The following is a 12008-nucleotide window of genomic DNA, read 5'->3' on the forward strand; positions in this document are numbered from 1 at the left end:
CGCCGCTTTATCTCTTTTTGGTAACGCCACCGTGTCGATACCGATATACGCTACGACCGTATGCCCGGCCTGGCGTCCACCGGTCGTGGGCATCGACGGGTTACCGTGTGGACGGCTTGCCGCTGTCGCTGTGCAAACGAAAGGTTGAAACTGATGCGAGGCGTGATCGGGCGTCGTCTTAATTCTCGAAGAGCGGGTTCCTGGCTCAAGCGGTCCATGCTGGTTTCGCTGGCAGTTCTGCTACCGCTCGGGGTGTCGGTGGCAGGCCCTGCCGCCCCGGCGTCCGCCGCGTTCAATCCGGACGGCATGGATTTCTGGGTCGACTCCGAAATGGGGCCGATCAAGTCGCGCATCTTCCGCGCCGCCGATGGCAACACCGGCCGCGTGGTGTACGCGCTGGACGGCATGCGGGCGCGCAACGACCTCAGTGGCTGGGAGATCGATACCGAGGTCGCGCGCGAGCTGACCAAGTGGAACATCAACGTGGTCATGCCGGTCGGCGGCCAGTCCAGCTTCTATGCCGACTGGAACGGCCCGAGCGACTTCTTCGGCCTCGGCAGCGCGGGCTCGTCCTCCACCGGTTCGGCGAACTCCGGCTCCGGCCTGCTGACCGGTTCCGCTGGCGGACCGGGCAAGACCAGCACTTACAAGTGGGAAACCTTCCTCACCAACAACCTCCGCTGGGCGCTGCGCGACCGCCTCGGGTTCAACCCGAACGGCAACGGCATCTTCGGTCTCTCCATGGGCGGCAGCGCCGCCCTCACTCTGGCGGCCTACCACCCCGACCAGTTCCGTTACGCCGGTTCGTACTCCGGGTACCTGAACATCTCCGCGCCGGGTATGCGTGAGGCGCTGCGCGTGGCGATGCTGGACGCGGGCGGCTACAACATCGACGCGATGGCGCCGCCGTGGGGCCCGCAGTGGCTGCGGATGGACCCGTTCGTGTTCGCGCCGCGACTGAAGGCGAACAACACTCGCCTGTGGGTCTCCGCCGGTAGCGGTCTGCCCAGCGGGGCGGACGGCATCAGCTTCAACACGCTCAACGCGATGGGTCTGGAAACGCTGGCCTTGGCCAACACGCGCGCCTTCCAGGTCCGCATGCTCACCCTGGGCGCGAACAATGTCACCTACGACTTCCCGGCCGTGGGTGTGCACAACTGGAACTACTGGGCCGATGAGGTCTATCGGATGATCCCGGATCTGTCCGCGAACATCGGGTAGTAGCCCGGTCATAGCGAGGAAAGGCCGTTTCGCGCCATCGGCGCGGAGCGGCCTTTCGGCGTTTACCCGGTCGTCCGCGGGTACTTCGGCAACGAATACGAAGAGAAAACGGCTTCGGTAGTTGTGGTCTGGATCACCATCCAGCAACATGAAGGCATTCGTTTCCAATTGATACCCGAACAGCATGCACCAAGGTCGATTCGTCCGGTTTCTTGGTGGGCGTCTCGTCCTGGTGCCCGACGAGGGGCCGGTTGGGATTGCTAATAGTTTGCCAGACCGGGCCGCCTGAGGGAAAGGTCGATGTGATGCGTAGTGCGCGCGGGAAGCGCTGGCCCCAGAGGCCCCGAGTAGCCGGTTCGTGGTTGCGGCGGTCCGCCCTCGGCATCGCCGCGGCGATGCTGCTGCCGCTCGGGGCGACCGTCGCGGGCGTGGGCGCCACGGCGTCGGCGGCGTTCGACCCCGCGGCCTTCGATTTCTGGGTCGATTCCGGCATGGGTCCGATCAAGACCCGGATCCTGCGTGCCGCCGACGGCAACACCAATCGCGTCGCCTATGTGCTGGACGGCATGCGGGCGCCGGAGACGCTGAACGGCTGGGAGATCGAGACCAATATCCCGCAAGTCCTGGCGAGCCAGAACATCAACGTGGTCATGCCGGTCGGTGGCATGTCGAGCTTCTATGCCGACTGGATCGCGCCCAGCGAGTTCTTCGGCGTCCCGGCGGGCGCGGGCTCCAGCACCGGTTCCGGCGGGCTGGACGGGTTCGCGGGCGGGCCCGGCAAGAGCTACCGGTATCAGTGGGAGACCTTCCTGACCAACAACCTGCGCTGGGCGCTGCGCGATCGGCTGGGGTTCAACCCCAACCGCAACGGCGCCTTCGGCTTGTCGATGGGCGGCAGCGCGGCGCTCACCCTGGCGGCCTACCACCCGGATCAGTTCAGCTTCGCGGGGTCGTTCTCCGGCTATTTGAACAACTCGGCGCCGGGTATGCGGGAGGCGATCCGCGCCGCCATGCTGGACGCGGGCGGCTACAACGTCGACGCGATGGCGCCGCCGTGGAGCCCGCAGTGGCTGCGGATGGACCCCTTCGTGTTCGCGCCCAACCTGATCCGCAACGGCACCCGCCTGTGGATCGCCGCGGCCAGCGGACTGCCCTCGGCCGGCGACCCGCCGAGCTTCGGCACCCTCAACGGCATGGGGCTGGAGAGCCTGGCGCTGGCGAACACTCGCGCGTTCCAGGTCCGGATGGCGACCTTGGGTGGCGGCAACGCCGTCTACTCCTTCCCGCCGTTCGGTATTCACGCCTGGAACAACTGGGCTGACGAGGCCATGCGAATGATCCCGGATATGTCGGCGAACATCGGCTGAATCTTTTGGCGGCGCCTGCGGCGCCGCGTGTTCGCGGCCCCCTATGGCTCGCGTCAGAGCGGACGAGACTCGCGCCTGCGGCGCATGCGCTTCGTCCACTCTGCCGCGAGCCGGGCCGCGAACGGCGCTCGTAAGACTCGCACCCGAGTGGGTTCAGTGTGTGGGGAACTTGCGCTTTCTGGTGTGCGGCGGGATTGGCGGGGGCATTTGTTTGCGGTTTGTGCAGTTGTCTTCCTGGCTGTAGGGGCTGCGTAGTGGTCGTTTTGAACCAGGGAGGCGCGTTCTCGGGGGAGCCAGCTTAGGGGGAGTGGGGTAGGTAGTAGGGGGTCTGTGGGGCCGGTGCGGGGAAGTCCGGGGGCATTCCACCTCATGTTTGCTACATGATCGCTGTTGAGTGGTTATCACTGCTTGGTGCTGTTTGCCCGAAGTCGCCTCTGTGGCTATCACGGCAGATCTCGGTTCCGATCACGGTTCGGTCACTGGTTTCGGTGGACTCCGCCTCGTCGCTCGGAGGCGCCGAAGGCCTGCGGGGAGGCCGCTGGGGGTGTCGGGATTGCGAAGATCTCGGGTCGGTGACAGTTCCCGCCAGGAGCGCGAATATCTTGCGTTCCAGCACGACATCACCGCGAGAACGCGATAAGGTCACCGCACCATTACCTTGCGTGAACGGATGGATTTCGGCCAGTGGAAAGACCCGGATCTTGCTAAAGCGGGGGGCGTCGAATATCGTCCAGCGAGCGCAAGTGTGACCAGATCGTTGTAGCGCCGTCATGGGGATCGGATTGTCGGGACCATGTCCGTGACGCGCGTCTCGTTGGCAACACGGGTGCCGCTTCGCCCCTCGGGCGGCGAGTGGCACCACAACAGCAGAAAGAGAGCAGGATTCATGCGTTTCGGCAGGGCGGCCGCGCCGAAGAGAACACAGTCGGGACGGCGAGGCGCGGCTCGCGGTTGGCGTAATCGAATTCTGGCTGTCGGTGCCGCCGCGCTGGCGCTACCGATCGCCGCAGGCCTGGCAACCCCGACTCTCGCCGCAGCGGCGCCGTCGGTGCACACGCCGGTGTTGCGGGCGCCCGCGGGCGGCTTCGAGGACCTGATGGTCCCGTCCAGCATGGGCCCGATCAAGGTGCAGGTGCAGTGGGCCGCACGCGGCGGCAACGCGGCGCTGTACCTGCTCGACGGTCTGCGCGCCCGCGACGACCGCAACGCCTGGTCGTTCGAGACCAACGCGCTGCAGCAGTTCGGCAACGACAACATCACCCTGGTGATGCCGGTCGGCGGCCAGTCCAGCTTCTACACCGACTGGTACGCGCCGTCGAACCTGAACGGCCAGAAGACCACGTACAAGTGGGAGACCTTCCTCACCAAGGAACTGCCCGCCTTCCTGGAGGGCTACGGAGTCTCGCGCACCAACAACGCGGTCGTCGGCCTGTCCATGGGCGGTAGCGCGGCGCTGGCGCTGGCGGCCTACCACCGCGACCAGTTCAAGTTCGCCGCCTCCTACTCGGGCTACCTGAACATCTCCGCGCCGGGTATGCGTGAGGCGATCCGCGTCGCGATGCTGGACGCGGGCCGCTTCAACGTCGACTCGATGGCCGCGCCGTGGAGCCCGCAGTGGCTGCGGATGGACCCGTTCGTCTTCGCGCCGCAGCTGCGCGGCCTGCCGATGTACATCTCGGCCGCCAGCGGCCTGCCGGGCCAGTTCGACCAGCCGAACTCGGCGGTCGGCGTGTTCAACACCGGCAACGGGATGGCGCTGGAAGCCCTCTCGCTGGTGAACACCCGCGCGTTCCAGGCTCGCCTGAACTCGCTGGGCATCCCCGCCCGGTACGACTTCCCGGCCGCGGGCACCCACTCCTGGAAGTACTGGGAGGGGCAGCTGTTCGCCTCGCGCAACATGATCCTGGACGCCACCGGCGCCTGGTGATCTGATCCGCCTCGTCGCATTCAGGCCGCACCGATTCGGTGCGGCCTGAATTGCGTTCGGGGGCAGCCATGATCGCGTGACAGCGAACATTGTTTGCTGGACAGCGCGTGTCTCCCGTAAACGTCGCTATAACGGGAGTACAAAGCTTTTGTGGCAGGGATTACGCGCGGTAGCTGTGACATACGCGGGCGTCTCGTCGCGCGTTCGGCACGCGAGCGGCTCATGCTGCTCGCCGCCACGATGGTGATCCCGCTAGCCGCGAGCGTGTCCGTCGAGGTTCCCGCCGTCGCGGAGCCAACGGCGGCCGTGGCCGCGCCCGCGCTGGAGAAGGTCCAGTGGCTCAGCGACCGTCGCGTCGCGCTGTGGGTGACCTCGCCGTCCATGGGAGTGCCGATCCAGGTCCAGTTGCTGCTGGCCAGAGACTGGAACGCCCACCCGGAGGCCAGATTCCCCGTCCTGTTCCTGCTCGACGGTCTGCGCGCGACCGACGACGAGAGCGGCTGGACGAAGGAGGCGGGGGCGGTCGATTTCTTCGCCGACAAGAACGTCACCGTGGTGCTGCCGGTGGGTGGGCAGGCCAGCTTCTACGCCGACTGGCTCCAGCCGGACAACGGCCGTACCTACAAGTGGGAGACTTTTCTCACCAAGGAGCTTCCGCCGCTGCTGGAGAGTCATTGGCGTGCGACACCCGTGCGGGGCGTGGAAGGCCTCTCGATGGGTGGCACGGCCGCGATGTTCCTCGCCGCCCGCAATCCGGGCTTCGTACGGCACGCCGCGTCGTATTCGGGCTTCCTGACCACGACGACGCTGGGCATGCCGCAGGCCATCGAGTTCGCCATGCGGGATGCGGGCGGCTTCGACTCCGCCGCCATGTGGGGTAGGCAGACGGACCCGGAGTGGGAGGCGCACGACCCGTACGTGCTGGCCGACAAGCTGCGAGGAGTCAGTCTCTACGTCTCCAGCGGCAGCGGCGCGATCGGTCCCTACGACCACGCCCTCGGCATTCCCGGGGTGAGCACCAACATCGCGGGCATGGGATTGGAGATCCTCTCCCGGCTCACTTCGCAGAACTTCGTGACCAAGCTGTCCAAGCTGGCCATTCCCGCGCAGGTGAACTATCGCCCGTCCGGCACCCATTCCTGGCCGTACTGGGACTTCGAGATGCGCCAGTCCTGGACCCAGGCCGCGTCCGCGCTCGGCGTCGATCAGGGCAAGCCCGCCTGTCAGCCGGGCGGCGCGATCGGCCCGGTAGCAGCCGCGGCGGGCTGGCTCGGTGACTGCCTCACCGGGGAGTACGCCGTGGCAGGAGGCACCGCGCAGGACTTCAAGGGCGGCCGGGTGTTCTTCGCGCCGGACAGCGGCGCTTACCCGGTCGGCGGCGTATTCGGGCCCGGTTACCAGGCGGCCGGAGGACCTACCGGACCGCTCGGGCTGCCGACGGGCGAGGAACGCGCACTGGAAGACGGCCGCGGCCGGTTCCAGGCATTCCAGCACGGCGCGCTGTACTGGACGCCGCAGACCGGAGCTCAAATGGTGCGTGGCGCAATTTACGACGAGTGGGGCAAGCAGGGGTTCGAACGCGGTCCCGCCGGTTACCCGACAGCGCCGGAGGCAAAGACACCGAGTCGCGACGGCGCCGTGCAAGCCTTCGAGAACGGTCCGTTCTACTACAGCCAGGCCACCGGCGTGCACCGCGTCCAAGGCCTGATCCTCGGCAAGTACGCCCAGCTGGGCTTCGAGAACAGTCCGCTCGGCTTCCCGGTCGCCGAAGAGCAGACGGTGAAGGACGCGGGCCGCTTCAGCCGATTCGAAGGCGGGACCATCTACTGGAGCCCGGTGTCCGGCGCTTGGGCGGTCCGCAACGGCCCGATACTGGATGCTTGGCGCGACGCCGGCTACGAGAACGGCAAACTCGGCTTCCCCACCGGCGACGAGTTCCCCATCTCCGACGGCGTGCAGCAGAACTTCCAGGGAGGTTTCATCACGCTGCGCGACGGCAAACCGGAACTGCACGCGCTTTGAGTGCGACCGGTGCACGGCAGCCCGCGCGCTCTCACCCGACCTGCCCGACCCGCGCCACGTGTTAGCGGATGCGCCTGCGGTCAGGTCGTGCGCGGCTTCCGGATCGACCGCACGAATGGGTTGCCGGTCCCGGCTCGGTCAGCGCAGCGCACACAGTGTTCGCTCCGCTGTCGTCGGCGGGCGGACCATCACCCGCCTTGCGACCTGTGTCGGCCGCAGCGGCAGCTGCCGCGAGTGCGCCACCTGGTTCGGTTCGGCCAGTTCGGCGGCTACGGCGTCGCCCGCCCGGCCAGATGGAAGTTGTGCGTCGGGCCTTGGCCAAGTGCCGGGAAGCATGCATCGGTTGGTGAGCTGACATGTATACGAGCACGTCGGCGCAGCTCCCGGTTTCGAGCGAAGCGAGACCGAGCATGCGCCGTTCGCGGCCCGGCTCGCGTCCGAGTGGCCGCCGCGTCCGCGACGAAGTCGCCAGCGGCGGTCGCTCGGACGCGAGCCATAAAGGGGCCGCGAACACGCAGCGCCGCAGGCGCTGCAAATCGGACCCAGCTAGCCTGGTGGGCGACCCGACCCCGCTCAGTGACAGATCGAGGACAAGAATTCATGCATCGGACCCGTGGAAAGGTATTCGGCGTGGTTGTGGCGATTGCCGCAACCGGCCTGCTCGCCGCGTGCGGCGACAATGATTCGACCGCGACGAGCACGCCATCGCCTACCCGCACCACGACGGCAGCGGCGGCGACCACGTCGCCGGTCGCTTCGACACCCGCCGAAACCGGCCGGCCCGCTCCCGCGCCGGAGCAGCCCACCACGACGGTGGCGCCCGAGCGTCCGCAGCCGGTGCCGACCGAAGCCGTCCCGCCCGCGGACACCTCGAAGCTCACCGACAAGGACAAGAAGTTCCTGGACGAGCTGGCCAAGCAGGGTGTCACCCCGTCGAGCCCGGACATCGCGCTGAGCATCGGCGCGTACGTCTGCCAGGGCACCGCCGCGGGCGCGTCCGATCAGGATCTGATGACCTTCGTCAACGCCATGGCAGGTTCGGATCCGTCCTTCGACCCGGCGAAGATGCCGGTGGAGAAGGCCGGGCAGATCTACATCTCCACCGCTCGCGCCACGTACTGCCAGTGAGTTCGCGCGTCCGTTCGACATCCCGCCGGTCCAAGCCGGCGGGATGCCTGCTCGTGATCGGCGGCATCCTGCTGATCATCCTGGTGGTCCTGCTGCTGTGGTACCTGCTCGCAGGGCGTTTGCGCCCGCCCGGCCCCGGGCCGAAACCTCCGGAACGCCCGACCTCGCAGCCCGCGAGCTGTCCGGATGTGCAGATGATCTCGGTGCCCGGCACGTGGGAGTCGAACAGCGCCGACGATCCGCACAATCCGACCGCCAACCCGGTGTCGCTGATGCTCAACGTCTCCGGCCCGATCACCCAGCGGTTCCCGAGCGAGCGGGTGGACGTGTACACCGTTCCGTACGTCGCGCAGTTCTCCAATCCGATCGCGATCCCGCCGGACGGCCAGCAGTCGTACAACAACAGCCGATCCGAGGGCACCCAGCGGATGGTCGACGCCATGGCCGCGCGGCACCAGGAGTGCCCGCTGACCACCTACGTGCTCGCGGGGTTCTCCCAGGGCGCGGTGATCGCGGGTGACGTCGCCGCGCAGATCGGTGCGGGCGCGGGCCCGGTGCCCGCCGATCTGGTGCTGGGCGTGACGTTGATCGCCGACGGACGCCGTACCGGCGACAACGGCCCGGGCCAGGCGATCCAGATCGGCACCCCGCCGCCGGGTGTGGGTGCCGAAGTCGCGCTGAAGGGGTTGAACGTGCCCGGCATCACGATGACCGGTCCGCGTCAAGGGGGCTTCGGCACGCTGGCCGAGCGCACCTACACCATGTGCGCGCCCGGCGATCTGATCTGCGACGCACCCCGGGAGGCGCTGAGTCCGTTGAACATCCTGGGCAGCGTGAACACGCTGGTCCGGGCCGCGGGAAACCCGGTGCACACCCTCTACAACAGTTTCGTCGTCGACGGCGACGGCAACACCGCGACGCAGTGGACGGCGAACTGGGCGGCCGGACTCATCGAGACAGCGCCGCATCCGGCTCATTCGTGAAAATTCACAGCCCGTGAGATACCCCGCACCCGATTGGCGTGACAAGCGCAACTCGAGTTGGGTAGCACGCTGTAAAGTGCGCTGGTGATCGCGACGCCGGGCACCACCCCAGCGCGGACCCGAAGCGGGCGTCGCGCCCGTATTTTCCTTACAGCCAGGAGCATGAGTTCATGACAGAAGCCGCCGCACCGGCCACCACGGCGAGCCGTGACGCGGATGCTGCGTTGTCCGCGCTGGGCACTCCGTTGCGCCCGTTCCGCTTCGCGGCGGCCGGGGAAGGAAACAAGCAGGAGGGCGGCGCGCGGAAGTTCGTGCAGACCGCTCAGCAGGCCGAGGAGTACGGCTTCGACACCTTCGTGGTGCCCGACCACCTCGGTGAGCAGATCGGGCCGATCGCCGCGCTCGGCGCGCTGACCCAGGCCACCGAGAAGATCCGGCTCGGCACGTCGGTGCTGGCGAACGGTTTCCGCCACCCCGTCGTGCTGGCCAAGGATCTGGCGACCATCGACGTGCTGTCCAAGGGCAGGCTCGAGGTCGGCGTCGGCGCGGGCTGGATCAAGGAGGAGTTCGAGAACGCGGGCATCCCGTACGAGTCGCCCGGTGTCCGGCTGGAGAAGCTGGACGAGTCGTTGACCATTCTCGACGTGCTGCTGCGCGGCCAGGAGTGCACCTTCGAGGGCAAGCACTACCAGGTCCGCGGCGTCAAGGGGACCCCACGCCCGCGGCAGGGCCCACGCCCCCCGATCTGCACCGGCGGCGGCGGTCCGAAGATGCTGCGGCTGGCCGCCAAGCACGCCGACATCGTCTCCGTCGTTCCCGTGACCACCAAGAACGGCAAGGGCCTGCTCTCCGGTATCACCATCGAGAAGGCCGTGGAAAAGGTGAATCTGATCAAGGAGGCCGCCGGTGACCGGTTCGCCGACATCGAGCTGAACTGGGCCATCACCGCCATCGTGATCACCGACGATCGCGAGAAGACCGCGGAGATGGCGCTGTCGGCGTTGGACCGGGGACTGCACCCGAACCTGGAGGTCGATGTGCAGCTGTCCGTCGAGGACATCCTGAACTCGCCCTACGTGGCGATCGGGACATTCGAGGAGATCGCCGAGCAGATCCGCCGTGTGCGGCAGCTCACCTCGATGTCCTATGTCGGTGTATTCCCCACCCAGATGGACGCGTTCGCCCCCGTTATTCCCCTGCTGCGGGACGAGTGAGCCGGTCTTCTCTGTAACATGACTCTGGTTTGAGTACATCTAGCCGATAAGCGGTCACCGCGCAGACCGCACAAAATCTGCAGGCTGGCTCTGCACTTGGAGCACCCGCGGGCGAAAGCGAGTCGGGGCCTCACAGGTAAAAGCGGCGATCTCGCCGTCTTGCTGCGTGTGCCTCGGAGGAGAAGAAGGAATGGAAGAGACTTTCGACGACTACCTGGACGAAACCGGGAACATCCGCATTCCCGAGGATCACACCCTGGTTGATCACGTCGAGAAGCACACCCGGAACGACGCGAACACCCTGGCGTATCGCTACATCGACTACTCGCGCGAGCGCGACGGTGAGGCGCAGGAGTTGACGTGGCGTGAGTTCGGTATTCGGCTGCGCGCGGTGGCCGCTCGACTGCAGCAGGTGACCAACCCGGGTGACCGGGTCGCGATCCTCGCGCCGCAGGGCTTGGATTACGTGATCTCCTTCTTCGCCGCGATCTACGCGGGCACCATCTCGGTCCCGCTGTTCGACCCGGACGAGCCGGGCCACACCGATCGCCTGCACGCGGTGCTCGGCGACTGTGAGCCCTCGGCCATCCTGACCGCGAGCTCCTCCGCGGCCGGGGTCCGGCAGTTCTTCCGCTCGCTGCCCGCCGCCCAGCGCCCGCGCATCATCGCGGTGGACGCGATTCCCGACAGCGTCGGCGAGAGCTGGGTGCGCCCGGACATCGCGATCGACGACATCGCCTACCTGCAGTACACCTCGGGGTCCACCCGGGTGCCCGCGGGTGTGGAGATCACGCACCGCGCGGTGGGCACCAACCTGCTGCAGATGGTCGACGCGATCAACCTGGACTGGAACTCACGCGGCGTCACCTGGCTGCCGCTGTTCCACGACATGGGCCTGCTGACGGTGATCCTGCCCGCGGTGGGCGGCAAGTACATCACCATCATGTCGCCGAGCGCGTTCGTGCGCCGTCCCTACCGGTGGATCAAGGAGCTGGCCGCGGTTTCCGACGGCGCCGGAACCTTCGCCGCCGCACCGAACTTCGCGTTCGAGCACGCCGCGGCGCGCGGTCTGCCGAAGAACGGCGAGTCGCTGGATCTGTCGAACGTCATCGGCCTGATCAACGGCAGTGAGCCGGTGACCACCTCGTCGATGAAGAAGTTCAACGAGGCGTTCGCCCCCTACGGGCTGCCCAAGACCGCCATCAAGCCCTGCTACGGCATGGCCGAGGCCACGCTGTTCGTCTCCGCCACCAAGGCCGAGGACGAGGCCAAGGTCACCTACGTCGACCGCAGGGAACTCAACGCGGGCCGCATGGTGAAGGTCGACCCCGGTCACGAGAACGCGATCGCGCAGGTGTCCTGCGGCTACATCGCGCTCTCGCAGTGGGCGACGATCATCGATCCGGAGTCGGTGGAGTCGGGCGGCGGTCGCGAGGTGCCCGACGGGCACGTCGGCGAGATCTGGCTGCACGGCAACAACATGGGCATCGGCTACTGGGGCCGTCCCGACGAGACGGCGGCGACGTTCCAGAACAAGGTCACCGAGCGCCTGTCCGAGGGCAGTCACGCCGAGGGCACCGAGCCGGACGCGAACTGGATGCGCACCGGCGACTACGGCGTGTACTTCGAGGGCGAGCTCTACATCACCGGCCGGGTCAAGGACCTGGTCATCGTGGACGGCCGCAACCACTACCCGCAGGACCTCGAGTTCTCCGCGCAGGAGGCCAGCACCGCGCTGCGTCCCGGCTTCGTGGCGGCGTTCTCGGTGCCCGCCAACCAGCTCCCGGCCGAGGTGTTCGAGCAGGGCAGCCACTCCGGCCTGCAGTTCGACGCTGACGACGCGTCCGAGCAGCTGGTCATCGTGGGTGAGCGCGGTCCCGGTGCGGGCAAGGCCGATCCGCTGCCGATCGCCGACGCGGTGCGCGCGGCGATCTCCCAGCGCCACGGCGTGACCGTTCGAGACGTGCTGCTGGTGCCCGCGGGATCGATCCCGCGCACCTCCAGCGGCAAGATCGCCCGCCGCGCCTGCCGGGCGGCCTATCTGGAGGGAACGCTGCGGGGTGGTTACACCCAGCAGGCTTTCCCCGATGCACCGGAAGAGTAATTGCCAGGGGCGGCCTCGGACCGACCATCGACGCTCGGCGCC

Annotated in this window: 8 protein-coding genes; all 8 read left to right on the forward strand. The window is 67.5% G+C overall.

The features are described 5' to 3' along the window. Positions 1-153: 153 nt before the first annotated feature. The 8 genes from ACFV2O_RS03430 to fadD32 all read left to right on the forward strand — a co-directional run bounded on the left by ACFV2O_RS03430 (position 154) and on the right by fadD32 (position 11966). Entirely contained in the window at positions 154-1221 is a 1068-nt protein-coding gene (locus tag ACFV2O_RS03430; RefSeq protein ID WP_355073141.1) for an alpha/beta hydrolase family protein, read from the forward strand. Positions 1222-1526: 305 nt separating this feature from the next. Next, positions 1527-2588 carry an alpha/beta hydrolase family protein gene (locus ACFV2O_RS03435; protein ID WP_364432894.1) on the forward strand — a complete coding sequence of 354 codons (1062 nt, stop codon included), beginning with the start codon at positions 1527-1529 and terminating at the stop codon, positions 2586-2588. 886 nt (positions 2589-3474) lie between these two features. Continuing rightward, complete coding sequence (locus ACFV2O_RS03440) at positions 3475-4515, forward strand: alpha/beta hydrolase family protein (RefSeq protein WP_355073137.1); 1041 nt, start codon at positions 3475-3477, stop codon at positions 4513-4515. Positions 4516-4737: 222 nt separating this feature from the next. Next, complete coding sequence (locus ACFV2O_RS03445; RefSeq protein ID WP_379250131.1) at positions 4738-6537, forward strand: alpha/beta hydrolase-fold protein; 1800 nt, start codon at positions 4738-4740, stop codon at positions 6535-6537. Between the two features lie 630 nt (positions 6538-7167). Then, positions 7168-7665, forward strand: coding sequence for a DUF732 domain-containing protein (locus tag ACFV2O_RS03450; RefSeq protein WP_379249873.1), 498 nt, complete (start codon positions 7168-7170; stop codon positions 7663-7665). Further along, complete coding sequence (locus ACFV2O_RS03455; protein ID WP_379250133.1) at positions 7656-8648, forward strand: cutinase family protein; 993 nt, start codon at positions 7656-7658, stop codon at positions 8646-8648. Before ACFV2O_RS03450 ends, ACFV2O_RS03455 begins: the two co-directional genes overlap by 10 nt. 170 nt (positions 8649-8818) lie before the next feature. After that, positions 8819-9862 (forward strand): LLM class F420-dependent oxidoreductase, encoded by a 1044-nt coding sequence (locus tag ACFV2O_RS03460; RefSeq protein ID WP_356963344.1) that lies wholly within the window; start codon positions 8819-8821, stop codon positions 9860-9862. 190 nt (positions 9863-10052) lie between these two features. Next, positions 10053-11966: a long-chain-fatty-acid--AMP ligase FadD32 gene (fadD32, locus tag ACFV2O_RS03465; protein ID WP_355073128.1), complete on the forward strand. Its 1914-nt coding sequence runs from the start codon at positions 10053-10055 to the stop codon at positions 11964-11966. Positions 11967-12008: the final 42 nt, after the last annotated feature.

It is taken from the genome of Nocardia sp. NPDC059691 (assembly GCF_042733915.1).
GTDB lineage: Bacteria > Actinomycetota > Actinomycetes > Mycobacteriales > Mycobacteriaceae > Nocardia > Nocardia sichangensis.

Bases quoted from the DNA above. Each gene is read 5' to 3' on its own strand.
- ACFV2O_RS03430 (WP_355073141.1), top strand. From the start codon at position 154: ATGCGAGGCGTGATCGGGCGTCGTCTTAATTCTCGAAGAGCGGGTTCC.
- ACFV2O_RS03435 (WP_364432894.1), top strand. From the start codon at position 1,527: ATGCGTAGTGCGCGCGGGAAGCGCTGGCCCCAGAGGCCCCGAGTAGCC.
- ACFV2O_RS03440 (WP_355073137.1), top strand. From the start codon at position 3,475: ATGCGTTTCGGCAGGGCGGCCGCGCCGAAGAGAACACAGTCGGGACGG.
- ACFV2O_RS03445 (WP_379250131.1), top strand. From the start codon at position 4,738: ATGCTGCTCGCCGCCACGATGGTGATCCCGCTAGCCGCGAGCGTGTCC.
- ACFV2O_RS03460 (WP_356963344.1), top strand. From the start codon at position 8,819: ATGACAGAAGCCGCCGCACCGGCCACCACGGCGAGCCGTGACGCGGAT.
- fadD32 (WP_355073128.1), top strand. From the start codon at position 10,053: ATGGAAGAGACTTTCGACGACTACCTGGACGAAACCGGGAACATCCGC.